The sequence below is a fragment of the Streptomyces glomeratus genome, assembly GCF_021462825.1.
GTDB classification, from domain to species: domain Bacteria; phylum Actinomycetota; class Actinomycetes; order Streptomycetales; family Streptomycetaceae; genus Streptomyces; species Streptomyces glomeratus.
In genome coordinates this window covers 65335-89036 of the sequence record NZ_JAKEEB010000029.1, presented here as the reverse complement: position 1 = coordinate 89036, position 23702 = coordinate 65335, and the positions used below count along the sequence as shown (strand labels likewise).

Below are 23702 nucleotides of genomic sequence, written 5' to 3'. Positions count from 1 at the left end.
CGTGACCGCGGGCAAGGCGGTCGCTGCGGCATCGCGCGCCGCGGGGCGCGGCAGCGGATCGGTGATCGGCGGCCGAGTGGCGCTCAAGCTCGACCCCGACCTGCTCGGGCGGCTGGCCCAGAACCTGGATGTCATCCTGGTCTCCGCGACCAACGGCAAGACCACGACCACCCGGCTCATCGCGGAGGCACTGCGCGCCGCGGGCCCCGTCGTCTCCAACGCGCTCGGCGCCAACATGCCCGCCGGCATCACCTCGGCGCTAGCCGGCGGCTCGGACGCCAAGTTCGGTGTCATCGAGGTCGACGAGAAGTACCTCGCCGGAGTCGCCCGCGACACCGACCCCAAGTGCATCGCGCTGCTCAACCTCTCGCGCGACCAGCTCGACCGCGCCGCCGAGACCCGGATGCTGGCCGAGAACTGGCGTGAGGGCCTCTCCGGTTCCAAGGCCGTGATCGTCGCCAACGCCGACGACCCGCTCGTGGTGTGGGCCGCCTCGTCGTCGCCCAATGTGATCTGGGTCGCGGCCGGGCAGATGTGGAAGGACGACGCCTGGTCCTGCCCGTCCTGCGGCGGTGTGATGCAGCGCCCCGGCGACGACTGGTTCTGCGGCGAGTGCGGCTTCCGCCGGCCGACCCCGTCGTGGGTGCTGTCGGGTGACCACGTCCTCGACCCGCACGGCTCCGCCTGGCCGATCCACCTCCAGCTGCCGGGCCGCGCCAACAAGGCCAACGCCGCCAGCTCGGCCGCTGTCGCCGCCGTCTTCGGCGTGCCCCCGCAGGTCGCCCTGGAGCGCATGTACCAGGTGCAGGCGGTGGCCGGACGCTACGACGTCGTCCAGTTCCAAGGCCGCGACCTGCGTCTGCTGCTCGCGAAGAACCCGGCCGGCTGGCTGGAGACGTTCTCCCTGATCGACCCGCCGCCGACCCCGGTGATCCTTTCGGTGAACGCGCGCAGCGCGGACGGCACGGACACCTCCTGGCTGTGGGACGTCGACTACACGCGGCTCACCGGGCACCCGATCTTCGTCATCGGCGACCGCAAGCTGGACCTGGCCGTGCGCCTGGAGGTCGCGAACCAGTCCTTCCAGGTCTGCGAGAACCTCGACCAGGCCGTCCAGCTCGCTCCGCCGGGCCGGATCGAGGTCATCGCGAACTACACCGCGTTCCAGGACCTGCGCCGCCGCGTCGGCAACTGACCACGAAGGACGATCATCGATGAGTGACAACAGCCTGCGTCTGGTGTGGATCTACCCGGACCTGCTGAGCACCTACGGCGACCAGGGCAACGCGCTCGTCGTGGAGCGCCGCGCCCGCCAGCGCGGCCTGGACGTGGCCCGGCTCGACGTGCGAAGCGACCAGCCGATCCCGACGTCCGGCGACATCTACCTGATCGGCGGCGGCGAGGACCGTCCGCAGCGGCTCGCGGCCGAGCGGCTGCGCCGTGACGGCGGTCTGTACCGGGCCGTGGAGAACGGCGCGATCGTCTTCTCCGTCTGCGCCGGGTACCAGATCCTCGGCCACGAGTTCATCAACGACCTCGGGCAGCGGGAGCCGGGTCTCGGCCTGCTGGACGTGGTCTCGGTGCGCGGGGAGGGCGAGCGGTGCGTCGGCGACGTCCTCGGGGACATCGACCCGCAGCTGGGGCTGCCCCAGCTCACCGGCTTCGAGAACCACCAGGGCGTCACGCACGTCGGCCCGAACGCCCGCCCCTTCGCGCAGGTCCGGCTCGGCAAGGGCAACGGCACGGGTGACGGTACGGAGGGCGCGTACAACGGGACGGTGTTCGGCACATACATGCACGGTCCCGTGCTCGCGCGCAACCCGCTGATCGCCGACCTGCTGCTCAAGCTGGCGCTCGATGTCAACGCCCTCCCGCCGGTCGACGACCGCTGGTACGAGGCGCTGCGCGACGAGCGCATCACGGCCGCGCAGCAGCCCGCCTAGGGCCCCTCTCCGAGCGCACCCGAAACGATTCCGCGGAGCCCGCCCGGCGGCCCGTACACCGGGCGGTCCCGCGGGCGTCACCGGCCCGTCTGACGGCCGGTCCGCACAGGTGAGCGGGCACGTCCAGCTGGCGGACGCACGGTGCTGCCCCGCCCCCCGCCGCCGGTAGGGTGGCGGGGATCGAGCCGGACAGCGTGGTCCGGTCCCGGCTCACGTGGAGAAGGTTTTTCGGGCTATGCGCATTGGTGTCCTCACGTCCGGCGGCGACTGCCCCGGCCTGAACGCCGTCATCCGGTCCGTCGTGCACCGCGCCGTCGCCGACCACGGCGACGAGGTCATCGGCTTCCGGGACGGCTGGAAGGGCCTCCTGGAGTGCGACTACCTCAAGCTCGACCTCGACGCGGTAGGCGGCATCCTGGCCCGCGGCGGCACCATCCTCGGTTCCTCCCGGGTCCGCCCCGAGCACCTGCGGGACGGAGTGGCGCGAGCCAGGGGCCATGTCGAGGAACTGGGCATCGACGCGATCATCCCGATCGGCGGTGAGGGCACGCTCAAGGCCGCCCGGCTGCTGTCCGACAACGGGCTGCCGATCGTCGGCGTGCCCAAGACCATCGACAACGACATCGCGGTCACGGACGTCACCTTCGGCTTCGACACGGCCGTGGGCGTGGCGACCGAGGCCCTGGACCGGCTGAAGACCACCGCCGAGTCCCACCAGCGCGTCCTGATCGTGGAGGTCATGGGCCGCCACACCGGCTGGATCGCGCTGCACTCCGGCATGGCCGCCGGCGCCCACGCCATCGTGGTCCCGGAACGCCCCTTCGACATCGAGGAGTTGGCGGCCCGGGTGGGCGAGCGGTTCGACGCCGGCAAGCGGTTCGCGATCGTGGTGGCCGCCGAGGGCGCCAAGCCGAAGCCGGGCACCATGGAGTTCGACGAGGGCGGCAAGGACATCTACGGCCACGAGCGCTTCGCCGGCATCGCCCGCCAGCTCTCGATCGAGCTGGAGCAGCGCCTCGGCAAGGAGGCCCGTCCGGTGATCCTCGGGCACGTCCAGCGCGGCGGCACGCCGACGGCGTACGACCGCGTGCTCGCCACCCGCTTCGGCTGGCACGCCGTGGAGGCCGTGCACCGCGGCGAGTTCGGCAGGATGACCGCGCTGCGCGGCACGGACATCGTGACGGTGCCGCTGGCGGAGGCGGTGGAGACGCTGAAGACGGTGCCGCAGGAGAGGTACGCCGAGGCCGAGTGCGTCCTGTAGCACGGGACCGGTCTCGTACGTAGGGGACCGATCGCGTACGGAGTCCGAGAGTCCGCCCCCGGTCGCAGTCGCGGCCGGGGGCGGTTCTACTCTGGTGCGGACAGACAGCGCACACCCCCACGAAACAGGAGCCGGCGGATGGATCACAGCGGGCACGGCATGACCATGGATCTGCCGCCGTTCACGCTGGGGCGGGGGCTGGAATGGTCCGCCGACCCGTTCTTCCTCGTCGCCTGCCTGGTCGGCCTGGGGCTGTACGGGTGGGGCGTGGCACGGCTCGTACGGCGCGGGGACAAGTGGCCGGCGGGCCGGACGGTGGCGTACGTCATCGGTGTCCTGATGGTGATGCTGGTCATGTGCACCAGGCTGAACGACTACGGCATGGTCATGTTCAGCGTGCACATGGTGCAGCACATGGTGATCAGCATGCTGGCGCCGATCCTGCTCCTGCTCGGCGCCCCGATCACCCTGGCGCTGCGCGCGCTGCCCACCGCGGGCCGCGGCCGCAAGGGGCCCCGCGAGCTGCTGCTGATGCTGCTGCACAGCCGCTATGTGCGGGTCGTCACCCACCCGGCGTTCACCATCCCCCTGTTCATCGCCAGCCTGTACGGGCTCTACTTCACGCCGCTCTTCGACTTCCTGATGGGGTCCAAGGCCGGGCACATCGCGATGATGGTGCACTTCCTCGCCGTCGGCGTGGTGTTCTTCTGGCCGATCATGGGCGTCGACCCGGGTCCGCACCGGCCCGGTTACCTGATGCGGATGCTGGAGCTTTTCGCGGGCATGCCGTTCCACGCGTTCTTCGGCATCGCGCTGATGATGGCGTCCACCCCGATGGTCGAGGCCTACCGGAATCCGCCCGCCTCGCTCGGCATCGACGCCCTGGCGGACCAGACCTCGGCGGGCGGCATCGCCTGGGCGTTCAGCGAGGTGCCGTCCGTGCTGGTGCTCCTGGCGCTGCTGTTCCAGTGGTACAGCTCGGAGCAGCGGCAGGCCAGGCGGAAGGACCGCGCCGCGGACCGCGACGGCGACAAGGAACTCGAGGCGTACAACGCCTATCTGGCCTCACTCAACGCACGCGGCAACTGAGTTCCGCGACAGCGCTGAATTCCCTTTTCTATCAAGTCCTTTCAAGGCACCTGAAACGCTCCCGCATTCGGTAACCTGGTGCCCGGCGCCTGCCTCCGCTCGGCAGGGCGCGGGGGGAACGCCGGGGGGAGCGGTGATGACACGTCGTGCATTCCTTCAAAGGACCGGAAAATCAGCGATCCGGAGGATCGGCTTTCTGCTGGCCGCCGTGCTGCTCCTCAGCGGATGCAGCAGAAACGCACAGGCGTTCGCGGTGAAGGCCGTCGCCGCCGGAGTCCCGTCGCTGGCTCCCTTCTTCGACGAGCGCAGCGGACTCGGCCACGACACCAGGGTGCGGGCCGGCCGGACGCCCGGCGGCCTGCAGGCGGGCAATACGCCGGGGCTCTACGGGGGTTCTCGGCAACCGACGGTCTGTGACGTCACACGACTGAAGAAATTCCTCACGGACCCGGCGAACGACGGAAAGGCCAAGGTCTGGGCACGGGTCGAAGGTATTGCCCAGGCGGAGATCCCGGATTATCTGGACCGGCTCACACCCGTCCTTCTGCGTCACGACACCCTCGTACAGAACCACGACTACAAGAAGGGCGAGGCCACACCTTTCGACTCCTTGCTCCAGGCCGGAATCGCGGTATTGGTGAACGAGCAGGGACAGCCCACGGTGAAGTGCTCGTGTGGAAATCCACTGCGCCCCTTCCAGGGCGACACGACCCGGATTTCCGTCAAGTTCGAGGGCCGGAACGAGAAATGGGCCGGGTACGACCGTTCCTCCGTGGTGGTCATCCGCCCCGCCCCGCAGCCGCTGACCCGGCTGGCGCTCGTCGACGTGGACGACCCGCACCGGGGGCTCGACCGGCCCGTCGGCACGACCGGCCGGCACGACGCCCCCTTCGACACCCGGGTACGGCACAAGGTGCCCGATGTGGCGGGGCTGCGGTTCGCCGAGGCCGGCCGGCGGCTCGCGGCCGAAGGGCTGGCGGTCGCCTACGCCGGCCGGGGGGCGCCACCCGACGAGGCGGCGGTCACGGGCTCGGATCCCGCGCCCGGCACCGAGCTGGCGTTCGGGCAGTACGTGACGTTGTCGGTGGACACGGGCGAGACGGAGGGCCCCGGGGTGCCGGGCGGTTCCGGCGCGTCGAGGACGGGGCCGGTCCCGGGGACCGGCGGCGCCACGGGCCGGGGCCCGGACACCGGCAGGTCCGTTTCCCCCTCGCCGGGCGGCTCGGCGTCCGGGAAGGCGGGTGGCTCCTCCGCCACACCGAGTGACAGCGGGAGGGCCTCCTCCCCGCCGACGCCGGGCGGCTCGTCGTCATCCCCGGCGGCCGGCTCGTCCTCGCGGGCCGGAAGCGGATCGTCTCCGACGGGCGGCAGGAAGTCCTCCACGGCGCCGGGGGGCGGCTCGTCCTCGACAGCCGGAAGCGGATCTCCCTCGGCACCGCGCACCGGCTCGCCCTCCACCACCGCGGGCGGCTCCCCCACGCCCTCACACGCCGGCTCCCCCACCAAAACCACAGGCAGCTCCCCCACACCCCCACACGCCAGTTCCCCCACCAAAACCACAGGCAGCTCCCCCACACCCCCACACGCCGGCTCCCCCACCAAAACCACAGGCAGCTCCCCCACACCCCCACACACCGGTTCCCCCACCAAAACCGCGAGCGGATCGCCGTCAGCACCGCGCGGCGGCTCGCCTTCCGCTTCCAGCGGTCCGACCACCGCCAGACCGGTCACGAGCAGGCCGGCGACCGGTGCCCCTGTCACCAGCGTCCCGGCCACCCGTGAGCCGCCGTTCACGCGCGCCCCAGTGACGGGCTCGCCCACGGCCGGCACGACCTAGGCACCACCTGGACACGACCTGGACACGACCTGGATTCGGGAGCGAGCGATGGCATCAGGATCACCGCAGTCCGGAGTCGGCCGGGTCATCGCCGGCCGCTACCGCCTGCTCAACCAGCTCGGCGGCGGCGCCATGGGCCATGTGTGGCTCGCTCACGACGAGCGGCTGGCCTGCGAGGTCGCCCTCAAGGAGGTAGTGTTCCGCGATTCGGTCGAGGCGACCGAGGAACGGGCGGCCCGGGTCGCCCGTGCCCGCGCCGAGGCCCGGCTCGCGGCGGGGCTGCGCGGCCACCCGCATGTGGTCACCGTGCACGATGTGCTGGAGCACGAGGGCCTGCCGTGGATCGTCATGGAGTACGTGCCCGGCGCGCTGGACCTGCGCGAGCGGGTCCACCGGCACGGCCCCCTCGCCCCCGCCGAATGCGCGCGCATCGGAATGGCCGTGCTGGACGCGCTCACCGCCGGGCACGAGCGGGGCGTCATGCACCGGGACGTGAAACCGGCGAACATCCTGCTGGCGCCGGACCGCTCCGGGACGCCGTACGCCCGCGTCCTGCTCACCGACTACGGCATCGCGGTGCAGCCGGACGCGGGCGAGACCCGGTACACGCTGACGTCGGCGCTGGTCGGGACGCCGGGCTATCTGGCGCCGGAGCGCGCGACGGGCGGACCCCCGACCGCCGCCACGGACCTGTTCTCGCTGGGCTGCACGCTGTACTTCGCGGTGGAGGGGTGCGGGCCCTTCGAACGCGACACACAGATCGCGGAGGTCACCGCGGTGGTCCTGGAGGACCCCCGGCCGCCGGAGCGGGCCGGGGCGCTGGAGCCGCTGCTGTCCGCGATGCTGGTCAAGGATCCGGCCCTGCGGATCACGGCGGGTGACACCGCACCCGCGCTGGCGGCGGTCGTGACCCCGGTGTCACGCACGCGCACCCGGGTCGACCCGCGGTCGCATCCGGCGTGGGAGGGCTCCGCCGCGGCGACCGAGACCTCGCTGCGCCGGCCGCTGCCGGGCACCGTCCCCGCCGCCGGATACGGAGGTTCCGGGCAGGCTCCATCCCTCTCGGGAGCTGCGCCTTCCGGCTGGGCACGGCCCGGCGCTCCGGTCGCGCCCGCCACGTCGTACGGGCCGGACGTGCACGGAGGAGCGGGTTTCGGCCCGCCGTTCGGCCGGAGCGAGCCGCATCCGAGGCGGTCCCACCTCCTGCGGGCCCTCGTCGCCTGTCTCCTCGGGCTCGTCCTCGCCCTGGGCGGGGTCTGGTACGCCGTGCACGGTCCGGCGTCGGGCGGGACGGCGCAGCCCTACGGTGCGGACGTCGCGCTCACCCGTCCCCTCCAGGACGGCGACTGCGTCGTCGCCGCTTGGCCCGGGCGCCCGTTCGACGATGTCCCTCCGCGGCTGACCGTGGATCCGAGCTGTGCCGAGCAGAACCCGGACGGGCAGGTCATGGCCCTGGTCCCCAGTGCGTCCGCCGACGAGGCGGGCCGGCGGGGACCGGCCGCGTGCGAGCAGCGCACCCGGGAGGTTCGCGACAAGCTCCCGGACGTCCGCAGTTACGCCGTGGTCCCCACCCGCGCGGGCTTCGAGGCCGCCGGGCGGCGCACCGCGTGTCTGGTGCTGGGCGCGCACGGGCCGGTGTACGGGCCGCTCGGCGACCACCGCAGGCCGGGGATGAGGTTCGTCGACACGGCGAACATGCAGAAACGGGACTGTCTGGAGGCGTTGTCACCGTCGGCGGCACGACTGGTCTCCTGTGCCGGGTCCCACGACCAGCAGGTGCTCGGCTTCACCCGTCTGGCCCCGGACACCACCCTGGCCCAGGCGAAGAGCCTGTCGGACGCGGCGTGCGCGCGGAACGTCCCGCCGAAGGACTACGGGTACGACCCGTCCCGCTACGAGGCCGCGTCCTGGGCGGGAAACGCCGCATGGACGACCGGAACTCATCTGGTCGTATGCACCGTGCGCAAGCAGAACGGGGGCACCATGGGGAAGGACGAACCATGAGGAGGGTGTTGCGATGCCCGGTTCCACGAAGACGATGGGGGTGCTGACCGTCGGTGGGCTCGTCGTGGTGACGGCCTACACGGTGGCGCTCGGCAGCAGTGGCTGGCTGTGGTTCGGCTGGGTGGTGCTCGGCCTGCTCACCTTCGCCATGGTCCTCACCCGCGACACCTGAGGCTCACTGCCGGGGCGGCCGCCCGGCCGAATGCACTCCCGGCCGGTACTTCGGCAACCGGGCGGTGATCTTCATGCCCGCTCCCGGGGCGGTCTCGATGACGAGCCCGTGGTCGTCGCCGTAGACCTGGCGCAGCCGGTCGTCCACGTTGGACAGGCCGATGCCGCCGGTGGGCCCGGCCTCCCCGGCGAGGATGCGGCGCAGCAGCCCTGGGTCCATTCCGGCACCGTCGTCCTCGATGACGACCAGAGCCTCGGCGCCCGCGTCCTGCGCGGTGATGCCGATATGGCGCTTGTCGGTGGTGCCCTCCAGGCCGTGCTTGACGGCGTTCTCGACGAGCGGCTGGAGGCACAGGAACGGCAGGGCGACCGGCAGCACCTCGGGGGCGATCTGCAGGGTGACGGAGAGCCGGTCGCCGAAGCGGGCCCGGACGAGCGCCAAGTACTGGTCGATGGCGTGGAGTTCCTCGGCGAGCGTGGTGAAGTCGCCGTGCCTGCGGAACGAGTAGCGGGTGAAGTCGGCGAACTCCAGGAGGAGTTCGCGGGCACGCTCGGGGTCGGTGCGCACGAACGAGGCGATCACGGCGAGCGAGTTGAAGACGAAGTGCGGGGAGATCTGGGCGCGCAGCGCCTTGATCTCGGCCTCGATGAGTCGGGTGCGGGACCGGTCGAGGTCCGCCAGCTCCAGTTGCACGGAGACCCAGCGGGCGACCTCGCCGGCGGCCCGGATGAGGACCGCGGACTCCCGGGGCGCGCAGGCCACCAGCGTCCCGTGCACCCGGTCGTCGACGGTGAGGGGGGCGACGACGGCCCAGCGCAGCGGGCAGTCGGGGGCCTCGCACCGGAGACGGAAGGCCTCACCTCGGCCGCTCTCCAGCGGGCCGCCGAGCCGCCGGAGCACCTCGTCCCGGTGGTGCTCCCCCGCGCCGTCCCAGGCCAGCACGGCCTCCCGGTCGGTCAGGCAGAGTGCGTCGGTGCCGAGCAGGGTGCGCAGCCGCCGCGCGGACCTGCGGGCCGTGTCCTCGGTGAGCCCGGCGCGCAGCGGCGGCGCGGCCAGGGAGGCGGTGTGCAGGGTCTGGAAGGTGGCGTGTTCGACGGGCGTGCCGAGCCCCCCGAGCCTCTCGGGGCGCGCGGTGCGCCGGCCGAGCCAGAACCCGGCGGCGAGCAGCGGGAGCACGGCCACGCACAGACCGGCGAGGAAACCGCTCATGCCTCCGCCTCCGCCCGCAGGTCCTCGGGCAGATGGAACCGCGCCAGGATCGCGGCCGTCCCCGGGGGAACCCGGCCCGGCGTCGCCAGGGACACCAGCACCATGGTGAGGAATCCCAGCGGCACCGACCAGAGCGCCGGCCAGGCGAGCAGCGTGTGCGGGGTGCCGCTGCCCGGGTGGCCCGCCATGGTCATCGCGACCGCGGCGAAGGCCGAGCCGCCGCCGATCAGCATCCCGGCGGCCGCGCCCGGCGGGGTCAGCCGGCGCCACCAGATGCCCAGGACGAGCAACGGGCAGAACGACGAAGCGGACACGGCGAACGCCAGACCGACCGCGTCGGCCACGGGCAGTCCGCCCACCAGGACGCTGGCCGCGAGCGGCACCGCCATCGCGAGCAGCGTGCCGAGCCGGAAGTGCCGCACGCCCCGGGACGGCAGGACGTCCTGGGTGAGCACACCGGCCACCGCCATGGTCAGGCCCGACGCGGTGGACAGGAACGCGGCGAAGGCCCCGCCGGCGACCAGGGCGCCCAGCAGGTCCCCGCCGAGCCCGCCGGTCATCCGGCCGGGCAGCAGCAGGACGGCCGCGTCGGCGTTCCCGGTCAGGGTGAGTTCGGGGGCGTACAGCCGGCCCAGTGCGCCGTAGACGGGCGGCAGCAGATAGAAGGCGCCGACCAGGGCGAGCACGGCGACGGTGGTGCGGCGCGCGGCGACCCCGTGCGGGCTGGTGTAGAAGCGGACGACGACATGCGGCAGGCCCATGGTGCCGAGGAAGGTGGCGAGGATCAGTCCGTAGGTGGCGTACAGCGGGCGCTCCTCGCGGCCCGACGCCGCCGGGGCCGTGATGCCGTCGTCGCCACCCCGGCCGGCGACGGCCGCGGGGACCCGGTCGCCCCGCTCGAAGGCCAGCCGGGTGCCCTGCCCGATGCGGTGCACACCGGCGGAGAGGCGCACGCGCCGGCCTGCGTAGCGCCGGCCGTCCACGGTGCCCGTGGCCGTGACGTCGAGGGGGCCGGCCAGCCTCAGGTCGAGGGTGTCGTCGATCCGTACCACCCGCTGGTCGCGGAAGGCCGGGGGTTCGGCGAACGCGGCGCGCGGCGCGCCGTCGCCCTGCCAGGACACCGCAAGGAACAGCGCGGGGACGAGCAGAGCGGTGAGTTTGAGCCAGTACTGGAAGGCCTGGACGAAGGTGACGCTGCGCATGCCGCCGGCGGCAACGGTGGCGACCACCACGACCGCGACGAGGACCCCGCCGAGCGGCTCGGGGGCGCCGGTCAGCACGGCCAGGGTGAGCCCCGCGCCCTGGAGTTGGGGCAGCAGGTACAGCCAGCCGACCCCGACGACGAAGCCCCCGGCGAGCCGGCGCACCTGCCGCGAGGCGAGCCGGGCCTCCGCGAAGTCGGGCAGGGTGTAGGCGCCGGAGCGGCGCAGCGGGGCGGCCACGAACAGGAGCAGGACGAGATAGCCGGCGGTGTAGCCGACCGGGTACCACAGCATGCCGGGGCCCTGGACGAGGACCAGTCCGGCGATGCCCAGGAAGGAGGCGGCGGAGAGGTACTCCCCGCTGATGGCGGCTGCGTTGAGGCGGGGGCCCACGGTGCGGGAGGCGACGTAGAAGTCCGAGGTGGTGCGGGAGACGCGCAGGCCGAAAGCGCCGACGAGGACGGTCGCGAGGACGACCAGGGCGACCGCGGGGACGGCGTAGTTCTGGTTCACGGCCGCGCCTCAGCGGTCCTCGACGAGACGGACGAGGTCCCTCTCGTTGCGCTCGGCGCGGCGCACGTACCAGCGGGCGAGCAGGACCAGCGGCGGGTAGAGGCAGAAGCCGAGGACGGCCCACTCCAGGCTCCTGTTCCGGGTGGCGGCGAAGACCAGGGGCAGTGGGCCCACGAGGAGCACGAGGACCGCGAACACGGCGAGCGCCGCCCGTAGCTGACTTCGCATCAGCGAGCGGACGTAGGTGTGGCCGAGGGTGGTCTGCTCGTCGATCTCGGTCCGTGGGCGGTAGTAGCCGAAGGCCCGGCGGGGGTGCCGGGGCGGCCCGGTGACGACGACACGGCGCTCGGTGGGGTCCTGGGGCACGTCGTCCTCCTCACCGGCCGCTGGTCCGGCGCATCAGCAGGTCCCGCAGCTCGCGGGTGTGCCGGCGGCTGACCTGGAGTTCGACGGAGCCGACGAGGACACTCACCGTGCCCGCGCCGAAGCGGAGCTCGTCGATGTGCCGCAGGGCGACGAGGTGGCTGCGGTGGATACGCAGGAAACCCCTCGCCCGCCAGCGCTCCTCCAGGGTGGACAGCGGGATGCGGACGAGGTGGCTGCCGTGCGCGGTGTGCAGTCGGGCGTAGTCGCCCTGGGCCTCCACATGGGTGATGTCCTCGACGGGCACGAACCGCGTCACCCCGCCGAGCTCGACCGGGATGTGGTCGGGGTCGGGTTCGTGGACCGGTATCGGCTGTGCGGTCCGGCGCAGCTGCGCGGCCCGGCGCACCGCCTCCGCGAGCCGCTCGCGGCGCACGGGCTTGAGGACGTAGTCGACGGCCTTCAGGTCGAAGGCGTGCACGGCGAAGCCCTCGTGCGCGGTGACGAAGACGACGAGCGGTGGCTCGGCGAGGCCGGTCAGCAGCCGGGCCGTCTCCAGGCCGTCGAGTCCGGGCATCTGGATGTCGAGGAAGACGACGTCGATCGCGTCGGGGCCGTCGGGTCCGGACTCCAGGGCGCGGTTGATGCGCCGAAGCGCCTCGGTCGCGTCGCCCGCGCCCTCCGCGCTGCCGATCCGCGGATCCGTGTGCAGCAGGTAGAGCAGCTCCTCGAGTGAGGGGAGTTCGTCGTCGACGGCGAGGGCGCGCAGCATGAACGTGGAGTGTAGGAGCATTCCGTACGCCTGGACATGTGCGGAACATGGACGTCGCCGCTGGATACAGTGCCCGCATGAACAGCAGGCCAGGGCCGTTCGACGAGCTCGACCGAAAGATCATCACCGCTCTGATGGCGAACGCCAGGACCAGTTTCGCCGAGATCGGCTCGGCCATCGGCCTGTCGTCGACGGCGGTCAAGCGCCGGGTGGACCGGCTGCGCGAGTCGGGGGTGATCACCGGGTTCACGGCCACGGTGAAGCCGTCGGCACTGGGCTGGCGCACGGAGGCGTATGTGGAGGTGTACTGCGAGGGCGCCGCGCCGCCGCGGCGCCTGGCGGAGGTCGTGCGCAACCATCCGGAGATCACCGCGGCGATGACGGTGACGGGTGGAGCGGACGCGCTGCTGCATGTGCGGGCCCGGGACGTCGAGCACTTCGAGGAGGTGCTGGAGCGCATCCGCGCGGAGCCGTTCATCCGGAAGACCATCAGTGTGATGGTGCTGTCCCACCTCCTCCCGGAGAGCCCGGAGGCGGGGGCGAGCCAGCCCGCGCCCGACGGCGCAGCAGACGTGCGCTGATCGGCCCGAAGACGCAGTGTTGCTGCGTGAACGCGCAGCCATCGTTTCTTGTCGGTCGTCGCCGCGGCTTCCTACCTTTGTGTCAACCCTCACTCGACACCCCAGGAAGCGGAGGAACCCCTCTGTGACCGACACCCGTGTGCCGCGCCGGCGGCGCTTCCTCGTCTGTGAACCCAGACATTTCGCCGTGCAGTACGCGATCAATCCGTGGATGCATCCCGACACGAAGGTCGACGTGGATCTCGCCCGGGATCAGTGGCAGGGGCTGATCCGCGCCTACCGCGAGCACGGACACGCCGTCGACGCCGTGGACCCGGTCCCCGGCCTCCCGGACATGGTGTTCGCCGCGAACTCGGCGGTCGTCGTCGACGGCCGTGTCTTCGGCTCCCTCTTCCACGCCCTCGAACGCCGCCCCGAATCCGACCACTACGAGACCTGGTTCAAGGCGGCCGGCTATGACGTGCACCGCTCCGAGTCCGTCTGCGAGGGCGAGGGCGACCTGGTCTGGACGGGGCGGTACCTCCTGGCCGGGACCGGATTCCGTACGACACGGGAGGCGCACCGCGAGGTGCAGGAGTTCTTCGGCCACCCGGTCATCAGCCTGACCCTGGTGAACCCGTACTTCTACCACCTGGACACGGCGCTGTTCGTCCTCGACGACGACAACGTCGCCTACTATCCGGAAGCGTTCTCACCCGGCAGCCGCGAGGTGCTCGCCCGGCTGTACCCGGACGCGGTGCTCGCCACCCTCGAGGACGCGATGGCCTTCGGCCTCAACTCCGTCTCCGACGGACGCCACGTCTTCATAGCTCCCCGCGCCGAGGCGCTCGCCGCCCGGCTCGCCGACCACGGCTACGACCCCGTCCCCGTCGACCTCTCCGAGTTCCACAAGGCCGGCGGCGGCATCAAGTGCTGCACTCAGGAGATCCGTTCATGACCGCACCCGCCCGTACGCGCTCGTCCGACGAGTTGATCACCGCCGAGCAGCCGGTCCTCGCGCACAACTACCACCCGCTTCCGGTGGTGGTGGCGCGCGCCGAGGGCACCTGGGTGGAGGACGTCGAGGGCCGTCGCTACCTCGACATGCTCGCCGGCTACTCGGCCCTCAACTTCGGGCACCGCAACCCGGTGCTGATCGAGGCGGCGCACCGCCAGCTGGACCGCCTGACGCTCACCTCCCGCGCGTTCCACAACGACCAGCTCGCCGAGTTCGCGGAGTCCCTGGCGGCGCTGACCGGCCTGGACATGGTGCTGCCGATGAACACGGGCGCCGAGGCGGTGGAGAGCGCCGTGAAGGTGGCCCGCAAGTGGGCGTACGAGGTCAAGGGCGTGCCCGCCGACCGGGCGACGATCGTGGTGGCGGCCGGCAACTTCCACGGGCGTACGACGACGATCGTCAGCTTCTCCACGGACGAGACGGCACGGTCGGGTTTCGGCCCGTTCACCCCGGGCTTCCGGATCGTCCCGTACAACGACCTGGCCGCGCTGGAGGCGGCCGTCGACGAGACGACGGCGGCCGTGCTGATCGAGCCCATCCAGGGCGAGGCGGGTGTGATCATCCCCGACGACGGCTACCTCGCCGGGGTCCGCGACCTCACCCGCCGCGCCGGCTGCCTGTTCATCGCCGACGAGATCCAGTCGGGCCTCGGCCGGACGGGCAGCACCCTGGCCGTGGACCACGAAGGAGTCGTGCCGGACGCGCTGCTGCTCGGCAAGGCGCTCGGCGGAGGCATCGTGCCCGTGTCCGCGGTGGTCGCGCGCCGTGAGGTGCTCGGCGTGCTCAAGCCGGGCGAGCACGGCTCGACGTTCGGTGGCAACCCGCTGGCCGCGGCCGTCGGCTCGGCGGTCGTCGGTCTCCTGGAGACGGGCGAGTTCCAGCGCAGGGCGGCCGAGCTGGGCGTGGTGCTGCGGGACGGTCTCACCGCGCTCCTCGGCAAGGGCGTCGTGGGCTTCCGCTCGCGCGGGCTGTGGGCGGGCGTCGACATCGACCCCGCGATCGGCACCGGCCGTGAGATCAGCGAGCGCCTCATGCGGGAGGGGATCCTCGCCAAGGACACCCACGGTTCGACGATCCGCCTGGCCCCGCCGCTGACGATCACGGGCGAGGAGCTGGGATCGGCGCTGGAGGCGCTGGAGCGGGTCCTGACGGCCTGACCGCCGGCAACGGCACCCGGCAGCCCGCGCACCACGGGCCCCGGGTGCCGTTGTCGTGCCCGTGCCCCGGCCGGGCGCCACCGAACGGGACACCTCGACGCGGGCGCTCACTCCGCGCGGCGCCGCGAGTCCGTCCCGGGCGCGCACACGCACACCGAGGGTGTGGGTACGTCCCGCGCGGACCGTGTCGCGCCCGCCACGTGCTCCTTCCGGTCGTTCGCGTCGGAACGGGGCGGGGAGCGAACCGGTCTTTGCCGGTCGCTGCCCGCCCGCCGAGCCTCCTCCAGGCATGTAGTACGGTATTCAACCGTTGTAGCCGGTTCAGGGAGGGGCGCCCGTGGTGCTGGAGGCCGCCGGAGTCTCGGACGAGGAGGAGTCCGTCTACCGGCTGCTCGTGACCTCCGGCCGGGCCACCGCGGAGGACCTGGCCCGACGAGCCGGACTGACCGGCCCGGAGGCCGGACCGATCCTGGACTCGCTGGTCTCCAAGGGCCTGGCCAGCCACGCGGACGGAACACCCCGTGTGTTCCGCGCGACGCCCCCCGACACGGCCCTCCTGCCCCGTCTCAAGCGCAGCGCCGACGCTCTGGACCTGGCCAGGGTCGAGGCCACCCGGCTTGTCGAGGCCTACCGGGACACGATGCGCAGGCACGACGCGGGGCAGCTTCTCGAGGTCATCACCGGGGCCGAGGCCCTGCGCCAGCACCTCCGGCAGATCCAGACGAGCGCGCAGGAGGAGATGCTCTGGTTCTGCAAGGCCCAGTACGTGGCCATGCCCTCGGGCAGCAACGCCGAGGAGTACCAGGCGCTGACCAGGGGTGTCCGCTACCGGGTGCTCTACGAGAAGGCGTTCTTCGACGAAGAGGGTGCCGTGGACAACGTGGTGGCGGGCGTGCGGGCCGGCGAGGTCGCCCGTGCCGTTCCGCATCTGCCGCTGCGCCTCGCGATCGCGGACCGGTCCGTCGCCGTCTTCCCGCTCGTGGCCGGAGGACCGTACGGCAGTCCGGAGGAGCCCACCACGGCCCTGGTCAGGGACAGCAATCTGCTCGGCGCGCTGGTCGCCCTGTTCGAGTGCTACTGGGACGACGCCGTCCCCCTGCACGTCGACGACACCGGGTCGGTGTCCGGCACGGACGGGACCGCCGCGCCCGCCCCGCTCCCGCCCCTGGACCGCAAGCTGCTGTCCCTGCTCGTGGCGGGCGTCGCCGACAAGGCGATCGCCTCGCAGATGGGGTTGAGCCGACGCACCGTCCAGCGCCGTATCCAGTCCATGATGGAACGCGCCGGCGCGGCGACCCGGATGCAGCTCGCCTGGCAGGCGGCACGCCGCGGATGGCTCTGAGCGGAGGCCCCGGCGACACCGGACCACCCCGCGGCCCCGGCGGCGCCGGCACGGGTGTCAGGCCCACAGCCCCGTGAGGTCGAGCGCCTCGGCGGGCGTCCGTGCGTGCCGCACACCCGGCACCTGGCGTCCGCCGGCGTCGACGAGCCGCCAGCCGTCACCGAGTTGGACCACGGGCACCCCGCCCCGGCGCATGGCCAGGGCCAGCTCGGAGAGCGTTCCCCAGGAGCCCCCCACCACGACGACGGCGTCCCCGCTGTGGACGATCACGCTGTTGCGCGCCTGCCCGAGGCCGGTGGCGACCGCGACGCTCAGATCCGGTCCGGCACCGCTGCGGTCGGGCCCGGGCAGGATCCCGACGACCAGGCCGTCGCGCGACCGGGCGCCTGCCGCGACAGCGGCCATCACGCCACCGTGCCCTCCGCAGATCACCACGGCTCCGCGCTCCGCGAGCAGACGTCCCAGTTCGTGGGCGAGATCCCACTCGCGCTGCCCGCATTTCGCCGGCCCGCACACCGCCACCTGCACCGCCATGGCGCGCCGCCCGGACGGCGCCTCAGCCGACCTTGCGGCCGCGCAGCGGAGTCGTCGCCGCGCCGGCGCCCTCCTGGAGCCCCTGAAGGAACTCCTCCAGCACCTCGGTCGCCGTCTGCCGCGGCCGCCAGCCCAGTTCGGTGTGTGCACGGGTGCAGTCCATGAGCGGCAGCCGCAGTACGGCGTCGAAGAGGTGCGGTGAGGCGGGGAGCAGTCGCAGCCCCCATGCGGCGGCGATCGCCGACCGTGCGGCGGTGCGGGGGAGCCGTACCGGACGGGACCCCAGGAGCTCGCCCAGGACGGCCGCGTCGAGGGGCGGATCGGCGGCCAGGTTGAACGCCCCTCGCACATCACTGTGGATCGCGAGCTGGTAAGCGCGGGCCCCGTCGTCGGTGTGCAGGGCCTGCACCCGCAGACCGGCGACGTCCGGCAGGAACGGCAGCAGTTCGGGCCGGACCAGCGGTCCGGGCAGGAACCGCCCGCCGAAGATCCGCCGCTGTTCGCTCGCCGACTCCCGTTTGAAGAGGAAGGCGGGCCGCATCCTGACGATCCGGGTCCCGGGGCACTCGTGCTCGAAGGCGTCGAGGAACCGCTCGAGGTAGGCCTTCTCCCGGGTGTAGGCGGCGTCCGGCCAGCCGTGCGTCGGCCAGGACTCGTCGACGGCGTCGTGCTTGGGGCCCGGGGAGTATGCGCCGACGGACGAGGCGTGCACCAGGGTGGGCACCGATGCGGCGGCGACGGCCTCGAAGACCCGGATGCTGCCGAGCACATTGGTCTCCCAGGTCGCGACGGGATCGTGCGTCGGCTGGAACGCCCACGCCAGGTGTACGACCGCGTCCGCGCCCTCGAACTCCTTCACCAGGTCGGCCCCCCTCGACGTGAGGTCGACCTCCGCCCACTGCACCCGGTCGGGGCCGAGGTCGGGGACGCGGCGCGCGAGGCCCCGCACACCGTCCACGTCCGGGTCCTCGGCGAGCAGGCGTACGAGGCTGGTGCCCACGTTGCCGGTGGCACCCGTGACCACGATCTTCTTACCCGTTGCGGTGCTCACTGTGTGCTCCTCTCGTGACCGGGACGTGCGAGTACCCGGTCCGCGCGGGAGCTGCACACCCGCGTGGCGTCACTGGTGCCGGTGCTGCTGCCTGCCGGTGTGCTGGGCTTCGTGCCGGGCGAGCAGCCCGAGCAGGTCGGAGACGGTCAGGCTCGCCTCGGCCGGGTGCCTGAGGAGTCTGCCCGGCTGGATGTGGTAGGTGTTGGAGCGCCCCTCGCGGGTGTGCGTGAGGTAGCCGTCCTGCTCGAGATCCGAAATGATCTTCTGGACGGCGCGTTCGGTCAGCCGGCAGCGGGCGGCGATGTCACGGATGCGGCTGGTCCGGTCGTCGGCGATCGCGGCCAGGACACGCGCGTGGTTGGTGAGGAACGTCCACCCGGTGTGCGGCTCAGGCACTCCACCCATAGACCCGAGGGTAGGCGGCCCCGTACATGAATACAAAAGGACGAAACGCATTTCCGGCATGCCTTGACGTACGACTCGGGACTGGCGGAGCCTGGGGCTGCGAGGGTTGGTGCGGGCCGGTTCGGGAGGCTGCCATGGCGGAGCGCACACATCCCGGGCCGGAGAGCCCGGAAGGCACCTCAGGGACGGGCCGGAGCCGCTCCCCCCGGCGCCCGCCGCCGGGGCTGACCGTGGAGACGCATGAGGCGGGGGACCGGGTGGCCGCGGTCGTGTCGGGCCAGGTCGACCTCGACACGGAGCAGACGCTGCACGGTGCCCTGCGGGACGCCCTGCGCCGCTCGGTGAGCGGTGTCGATCTCGACCTGGGCGCGGTGGACTTCTGCGACTGCTCCGGCCTCAACGTCCTGCTCTGCGTGCGGCGCCGGGCCCTGGAGGACGGCAAGGTCCTCGCCCTGGGCGCCACGGCACCGGCCGTGCGGAGGCTGCTGGCGCTGACCGAGACGGGGTCGCTGTTCGGTCCGGCCGAAGCCGCCGCCCGCTCGGCGCCGCGGGGCAGGCGGGATGCGGACGACGGTGTCTAGCGGGCAGGACCGCGGCGCAAAGCGGAGCACAGCATTCAGCACAGACTCGACATTGAGCACAGACTCGACGCGATCGCCCGCGCCCTGCCGAAGGTTCCCTTCGCCCACTCCGGCGCCCTCCACACCCTCCCGCCGGCCGATATGCAGGGCCCTGCGACTCATGTCACGCTGATCGGGGGCGGAGCCACATCCCCCTGTCTCACCTCGTCGAGGAGTGAGCCGCCATGACCGACCGGGAACGCCACCCGTTCGAGGACGAGTCGGGTCACCTTCGGGACATGACCGAGGAGACCCTCGGCGCCCAGGAGCAGGCGCGTCAGGAACGCCAGCACCGGCTGGAAGAGCAGCACGGCCGTCGCGGGAGCGACGAGTCGTCGTCCGTGTACCCGAAGCAGGAGGACGAAGACTATCTGTGACCCTTCACGGCCCGTAAGTATGTGCGCAGGCCGTTCGCTCGGCGGTGTCTTCGGGTGCCGTCATCCCCTCACCCCGGCCCGGGCCCCCGCCCGGGGGCTCGGCGCGAGTCCGGTCCGCCCGGTTCCCGCAGATCGCGCCCGACCGTACACTGACTCCCCATCACATGCCGGTTGAGCTGCTGGAACACGGCGGTCGAGCCGATCCGCCGGAGTGAGGAGCGATGCCCTTGTTCTACTACCTGCTCAAATATGTCTTTCTCGGCCCCCTGCTGAGACTGGTCTTCCGGCCGAGGATCGAGGGCCTCGAACATGTGCCGGCCGACGGGCCGGCCATCGTCGCCGGCAACCATCTCTCCTTCTCCGACCACTTCCTGATGCCCGCGATCCTCAGACGCCGCATCACGTTCCTCGCGAAGGCCGAGTACTTCACGGGGCCCGGCATCAAGGGCCGTCTCACCGCCGCGTTCTTCCGCAGCGCCGGCCAGATCCCGGTGGACCGCTCCGGCAAGGAGGCCGGGCAGGCGGCGATCCGCGAGGGCCTCGGCGTACTGCGCAAGGGCGAGCTGCTCGGCATCTACCCCGAGGGCACCCGCTCCCACGACGGGCGCCTGTACAAGGGCAAGATCGGGGTCGCGGTGATGGCCCTCAAGGCACAGGTCCCCGTGGTTCCCTGCGCGATGATCGGCACGTTCGAAGCCCAGCCGCCGGGCCGGACCATCCCCCGCATCCACCCCGTCACGATCCGCTTCGGCAAGCCCCTGGACTTCTCACGCTATGCCGGCCTGGAGAACGAGAAGGCCGTGCTGCGCGCCGTCACCGACGAGATCATGTACGCCATCCTGTCCCTCTCAGAGCAGGAGTACGTGGACCGGTACGCGGCGGTCGTCAAGGCCGAGGAGAGCGGGAAGGCGGGCGAGAGGGCGTCCAGGTTGCCGCGGATGCCGCTGGGCTGAGCCCGGACACGATCAGGGGGCGGCCGAGATCCGGCCGCCCCCTTCGCACCTGCGTACGACGTGCGCGTGCATCGCGTGTGTACGACGTACGCCTACGACGTACGCGTACGTCGCGTTCGCAGGACTACGCCTACGGCTTCGGCGTGGCGTGCGGCGTGCAGGTCACGTCCGCCTGGTCCGTCTTGCCGGTGAGCAGGTACGTGTCCACCCGGCTGTTGATGCACGGGTTGACGAGACCGGTCACGCCGTGGGAGCCCGCGTCCTTCTCGATGATCAGGCGGGAGCCCTTGAAGCGCTTGTGCAGTTCGACCGCGCCGTCGAACGGCGTGGCGGCGTCACGGGTGGACTGCACGATCAGGACGGTCGGCAGGCCCTTGCCGGTCTTCACGTTCGGCGGGGTCTGCTGCTTGACCGGCCATGTGGCGCACGGCAGGTTCATCCATGCGTTGGCCCACGTCATGAACGGGTAGTCCTTGTTGAGCCGGGTGTTGTCCCGGTCCCACTTCCGCCAGCTCGTGGGCCACTTGGCGTCGGTGCACTCGACGGCCGTGTAGACGGCGTTGCCGTTCTCGGAGGCGATGTTGCCCGCCGTGTTCGACAGGTCGGGTGCGGCCGCGTCGACGAGCGCCTTGGTGTCACCGGCGACGTACTTGCTGAAGACGGTGGCGACCGGCACCCACGAGGAGTCGTAGTACGGAGCGCTCTGGAAGAAGGAGATCAGCTCGGCCGGGCCGACGACGCCGCCGATCGGGTTCTTCTTCGCCGTGGCGCGCAGCTGGAGCCACTTCTCCTGCACCGCGGCGCGCGTGGCGCCCAGGTGGAAGGAGGCGTCGTTCGCCGCGACCCAGTCCTCCCAGTCCTTCCAGCGGCCCTCGAAGGCGACGTCCTGGTCCAGGTTGGCCTGGTACCAGATCTTCTCCCGCGACGGGTTGACCACGCTGTCGACGACCATGCGGCGGACGTGGCCCGGGAAGAGGGTGCCGTAGACGGCGCCGAGGTAGGTGCCGTACGAGACGCCCAGGTAGTTGAGCTTCTTCTCACCCAGGGCGGCCCGGATGACGTCCAGGTCACGCGCGGTGTTGGGCGTGGTCATCTGCTGGAGCATCGCCCGGCCGGTGCGCTCGGCGCAGCCCTCCGCGTACTGACGGGCGAGCTTGCGCTGGGCGAGCTTGTCCGCGTAGGAGTCGGGGACCGGGTCCGCCTTGGGCGCCTTCACGAACTCCTGCGGGTCCGTGCAGGAGATGGGCGCCGAGTGGCCGACACCGCGCGGGTCGAAGCCGACGAAGTCGTACGCCTTGGAGACATTGGCCCACACCGGGTTCTTGGTGGTGATCCGGCGCGGGAAGCGCAGCCCGGAGCCGCCGGGGCCGCCGGGGTTGTAGACGAGTGCGCCCTGGCGCTCCTTCTTGGTGCCCGTGTTCCCGATGCGGTCGACGGCGAGCTTGATCTGCTTGCCGTTCGGGTGGGCGTAGTCGACCGGGACGGTGACCCAGCCGCACTGGATGGGCTTCTCGAGTCCCCAGTCGGCCGGGCAGTCCTGCCAGTCGACCCCTGCCTTGGCGGCACGTGCGGCGGCGATCGCGGCGCCACGGGCCTCCCGGTCCTGGCCGTGACGCGAGTCGGCGGTGGCCGACGGTGCCGCCACGGCACCGGCTATGAGCGTCGCCGTGACGAGCGCCCCCGCTGAGCCGAGCGCGGTCGCTCGCCTCGTCGGTCTGATTCCCCTCAAGTGGGACCTCCCCGTACAAGGTTGTGATTCGTACGGGATCCTTTCTGCTGTGAGTTCCCTGGCAACAGGGGGAGTTGGGCTTCTTTACCAATCCGATAACCGGTACATCGTGCTCCGCCCAGCGGGCGGCACCGGTCAGAGCACGGCGGCCAGCGCCTCGTCCAGCACCCGGCGCAGCCGCAGCGCGTCCGGCGCGACCGCGGTGACGAGCACGGCGGGCCCGGCGAGCGGAGTGAGGGCGGCCCGCTCCCCCAGCATCCGCGCCCCGGCCGGGAACTCCGTGAACTCCGGCCGCACGACGAGGAGTTGTCCCAGTGCCCGATGACCGGCCAGGACGGCGGGCCCGTCCCACCCGCCGGGGGCACCCGGACCGCAGGCCGTCTCCTGGTCGAGCAGCGGGCGCCCGGCCAGCCGTACGGTCAGACGGCTGGTGAGCCGTCCGGGTTCCTCTCCGGCACGGCCGAGGACCTGCTCCTCGCGGTACACCAGGCGGGCGCCCCGCGCGAGGTCGATGCGCGAGGAGACGTACAGCTCGCTGCCGCGCGCCGAGATCAACTGTTCGGGCAGCCAGCGCAGTTCGCCACCGGCGGCCACCTCCAGCCGGACGTCGTAACGTGCCTCACCCTTGGCCTGCCCGGGCAGGGCGAGGGTCGCCGCGGCCGACCCCACATGGAGCAGGGCGCCGCCGCCCACGTCCGCCTCGACCGTGAGGTGGTCCCCGCCCAGCGGCCCGCTCATCGCGCCGACGAGCATGACCCGTGCCTCGTCCCCGGTCGCGCGCGTCCTGCGAAGTGCGAGCGGTCCCTCGCCCGCCAGCACCGGCAGGGACGTGCCGCCCCGGCCGTCGTCCCGGGCCACGATCCGCGCGGTGGCCCGTACTCCCGTCGTCACGCCGTCCACGCGGCTCTTCACGCGGTCCACGCGGCGAGCTGCGCCCGCACCCAGCCGGCCACCTCGCCGACGCCGGCCCGGGTCCGAAGGGACTGGAACACGACGGGCAGTTCGGCCCGCTGCGCCCGCGCGTCGGCGGCCATCCGGGCGAGATCGGACCCGACGTACGGGGCGAGGTCGGTCTTGTTCACGACGAGCAGGTCCGCGGTGGTGACACCGGGGCCGCCCTTGCGCGGAATGTCGTCGCCGCCCGCGACGTCGATGACGAAGATCTGCGCGTCGACGAGCCCCTTGGAGAAGGTCGCGGTGAGGTTGTCCCCGCCGGACTCGACGAGGATCAGGTCGAGCGGCCCGATCTCGTCCTCCAGGTCCTCCACGGCTTCGAGGTTGGCGGAGATGTCGTCCCGGATGGCGGTGTGCGGGCAGGCTCCCGTCTCCACGGCGGTGATCCGCTCGGGCGGCAGCACGGCCTCCCGCAGCAGGAACTCGGCGTCCTCCCGGGTGTAGATGTCGTTGGTCACGACGGCGAGGGACAGTTCGTCCCGCAGGGCCCGGCAGAGACCGGCGACGGTGGCGGTCTTGCCGGAGCCGACGGGCCCGCCGAGCCCGATCCGCAGGGCACGGCGCCTGCCGTCGGGGCGGTGGGCGTCGGCGGAGACGGCGGTGGGTCCGTCGTGGGTGTGGTCGAGGTGCATGGTTG

Annotated in this window: 24 protein-coding genes; 14 read left to right on the top strand and 10 right to left on the bottom strand. The window is 72.2% G+C overall.

All coding sequences use genetic code 11. From position 1 onward, the window contains the following. The first annotated feature begins 1 nt into the window (after window position 1). From LZ604_RS26880 to LZ604_RS26850, 7 genes are all read left to right on the top strand, one after another. A complete protein-coding gene (locus LZ604_RS26880; protein WP_234518116.1) occupies window positions 2-1195 on the top strand; it encodes a MurT ligase domain-containing protein in 1194 nt (397 codons plus the stop codon). Between the two features lie 19 nt (window positions 1196-1214). Beyond that, window positions 1215-1943, top strand: coding sequence for a type 1 glutamine amidotransferase (locus LZ604_RS26875; RefSeq protein WP_234518114.1), 729 nt, complete (start codon window positions 1215-1217; stop codon window positions 1941-1943). A 235-nt stretch (window positions 1944-2178) separates the two neighbouring features. Further along, on the top strand, window positions 2179-3204 hold the full coding sequence (locus tag LZ604_RS26870) for a 6-phosphofructokinase (protein WP_234518113.1): 1026 nt from the start codon (window positions 2179-2181) through the stop codon (window positions 3202-3204). Window positions 3205-3342: 138 nt separating this feature from the next. Beyond that, window positions 3343-4293: a cytochrome c oxidase assembly protein gene (locus LZ604_RS26865; RefSeq protein WP_234518112.1), complete on the top strand. Its 951-nt coding sequence runs from the start codon at window positions 3343-3345 to the stop codon at window positions 4291-4293. Window positions 4294-4429: 136 nt separating this feature from the next. Next, on the top strand, window positions 4430-6130 hold the full coding sequence (locus LZ604_RS26860; RefSeq protein WP_234518111.1) for a PASTA domain-containing protein: 1701 nt from the start codon (window positions 4430-4432) through the stop codon (window positions 6128-6130). A gap of 48 nt (window positions 6131-6178) precedes the next feature. After that, entirely contained in the window at window positions 6179-8134 is a 1956-nt protein-coding gene (locus LZ604_RS26855; RefSeq protein ID WP_234518110.1) for a serine/threonine-protein kinase, read from the top strand. A 13-nt stretch (window positions 8135-8147) separates the two neighbouring features. Continuing rightward, entirely contained in the window at window positions 8148-8306 is a 159-nt protein-coding gene (locus LZ604_RS26850) for a hypothetical protein (RefSeq protein WP_234518109.1), read from the top strand. A 3-nt stretch (window positions 8307-8309) separates the two neighbouring features. Here LZ604_RS26850 and LZ604_RS26845 read toward each other — a convergent pair whose 3' ends face one another. Genes LZ604_RS26845 through LZ604_RS26830 form a run of 4 tightly spaced genes read right to left on the bottom strand, consistent with a single transcriptional unit; the run spans window position 8310 to window position 12365 of the window. Continuing rightward, complete coding sequence (locus LZ604_RS26845) at window positions 8310-9515, bottom strand: sensor histidine kinase (RefSeq protein ID WP_234518108.1); 1206 nt, start codon at window positions 9513-9515, stop codon at window positions 8310-8312. Further along, the gene (locus LZ604_RS26840; RefSeq protein WP_234518107.1) at window positions 9512-11230 is read right to left on the bottom strand and encodes a sodium/solute symporter; all 1719 of its coding nucleotides are present in this window, start codon (window positions 11228-11230) and stop codon (window positions 9512-9514) included. Before LZ604_RS26840 ends, LZ604_RS26845 begins: the two co-directional genes overlap by 4 nt. Before the next feature lie 9 nt (window positions 11231-11239). Further along, a complete protein-coding gene (locus LZ604_RS26835; RefSeq protein WP_234518106.1) occupies window positions 11240-11596 on the bottom strand; it encodes a hypothetical protein in 357 nt (118 codons plus the stop codon). A 10-nt stretch (window positions 11597-11606) separates the two neighbouring features. After that, complete coding sequence (locus tag LZ604_RS26830) at window positions 11607-12365, bottom strand: LytR/AlgR family response regulator transcription factor (protein WP_234518105.1); 759 nt, start codon at window positions 12363-12365, stop codon at window positions 11607-11609. A 77-nt stretch (window positions 12366-12442) separates the two neighbouring features. Here LZ604_RS26830 and LZ604_RS26825 point away from each other — a divergent pair, with 77 nt between their 5' ends. From LZ604_RS26825 to LZ604_RS26810, 4 genes are all read left to right on the top strand, one after another. Continuing rightward, window positions 12443-12946, top strand: a complete 504-nt coding sequence (locus LZ604_RS26825; RefSeq protein ID WP_234518103.1) for an Lrp/AsnC family transcriptional regulator — start codon at window positions 12443-12445, stop codon at window positions 12944-12946. Window positions 12947-13070: 124 nt separating this feature from the next. Beyond that, window positions 13071-13883, top strand: a complete 813-nt coding sequence (gene ddaH / locus LZ604_RS26820; protein ID WP_234518102.1) for a dimethylargininase — start codon at window positions 13071-13073, stop codon at window positions 13881-13883. Beyond that, window positions 13880-15100, top strand: a complete 1221-nt coding sequence (rocD, locus tag LZ604_RS26815; RefSeq protein WP_234518101.1) for an ornithine--oxo-acid transaminase — start codon at window positions 13880-13882, stop codon at window positions 15098-15100. Before ddaH ends, rocD begins: the two co-directional genes overlap by 4 nt. Before the next feature lie 337 nt (window positions 15101-15437). Next, on the top strand, window positions 15438-16442 hold the full coding sequence (locus tag LZ604_RS26810) for a helix-turn-helix transcriptional regulator (RefSeq protein ID WP_234518100.1): 1005 nt from the start codon (window positions 15438-15440) through the stop codon (window positions 16440-16442). Between the two features lie 57 nt (window positions 16443-16499). On the opposite strand, the gene LZ604_RS26805 is transcribed toward LZ604_RS26810, so the two are convergent. From LZ604_RS26805 to LZ604_RS26795, 3 genes are all read right to left on the bottom strand, one after another. After that, on the bottom strand, window positions 16500-16976 hold the full coding sequence (locus LZ604_RS26805) for a TIGR00725 family protein (RefSeq protein ID WP_234518099.1): 477 nt from the start codon (window positions 16974-16976) through the stop codon (window positions 16500-16502). 22 nt (window positions 16977-16998) lie between these two features. Then, window positions 16999-18027 carry an SDR family oxidoreductase gene (locus LZ604_RS26800; protein WP_234518098.1) on the bottom strand — a complete coding sequence of 343 codons (1029 nt, stop codon included), beginning with the start codon at window positions 18025-18027 and terminating at the stop codon, window positions 16999-17001. Between the two features lie 69 nt (window positions 18028-18096). Next, complete coding sequence (locus LZ604_RS26795; RefSeq protein ID WP_234518097.1) at window positions 18097-18432, bottom strand: helix-turn-helix transcriptional regulator; 336 nt, start codon at window positions 18430-18432, stop codon at window positions 18097-18099. A gap of 230 nt (window positions 18433-18662) precedes the next feature. On the opposite strand from LZ604_RS26795, the gene LZ604_RS26790 reads away from it, so the two are divergent. The 3 genes from LZ604_RS26790 to LZ604_RS26780 all read left to right on the top strand — a co-directional run bounded on the left by LZ604_RS26790 (window position 18663) and on the right by LZ604_RS26780 (window position 20382). Next, window positions 18663-19013 (top strand): STAS domain-containing protein, encoded by a 351-nt coding sequence (locus LZ604_RS26790; protein ID WP_234518096.1) that lies wholly within the window; start codon window positions 18663-18665, stop codon window positions 19011-19013. 224 nt (window positions 19014-19237) lie between these two features. Beyond that, entirely contained in the window at window positions 19238-19429 is a 192-nt protein-coding gene (locus tag LZ604_RS26785) for a hypothetical protein (RefSeq protein WP_234518095.1), read from the top strand. 227 nt (window positions 19430-19656) lie between these two features. After that, window positions 19657-20382 (top strand): lysophospholipid acyltransferase family protein, encoded by a 726-nt coding sequence (locus tag LZ604_RS26780; protein ID WP_234518122.1) that lies wholly within the window; start codon window positions 19657-19659, stop codon window positions 20380-20382. Between the two features lie 130 nt (window positions 20383-20512). Here the strand turns inward: LZ604_RS26780 and LZ604_RS26775 are convergent, their stop codons facing one another. The 3 genes from LZ604_RS26775 to ureG all read right to left on the bottom strand — a co-directional run bounded on the left by LZ604_RS26775 (window position 20513) and on the right by ureG (window position 23697). Then, window positions 20513-22111, bottom strand: coding sequence for an alpha/beta hydrolase (locus LZ604_RS26775; protein ID WP_234518094.1), 1599 nt, complete (start codon window positions 22109-22111; stop codon window positions 20513-20515). A 135-nt stretch (window positions 22112-22246) separates the two neighbouring features. Further along, complete coding sequence (locus LZ604_RS26770) at window positions 22247-23011, bottom strand: urease accessory protein UreD (RefSeq protein WP_234518121.1); 765 nt, start codon at window positions 23009-23011, stop codon at window positions 22247-22249. An 8-nt stretch (window positions 23012-23019) separates the two neighbouring features. Then, on the bottom strand, window positions 23020-23697 hold the full coding sequence (ureG, locus tag LZ604_RS26765; RefSeq protein WP_234518093.1) for an urease accessory protein UreG: 678 nt from the start codon (window positions 23695-23697) through the stop codon (window positions 23020-23022). Between the last annotated feature and the right edge of the window lie 5 nt (window positions 23698-23702).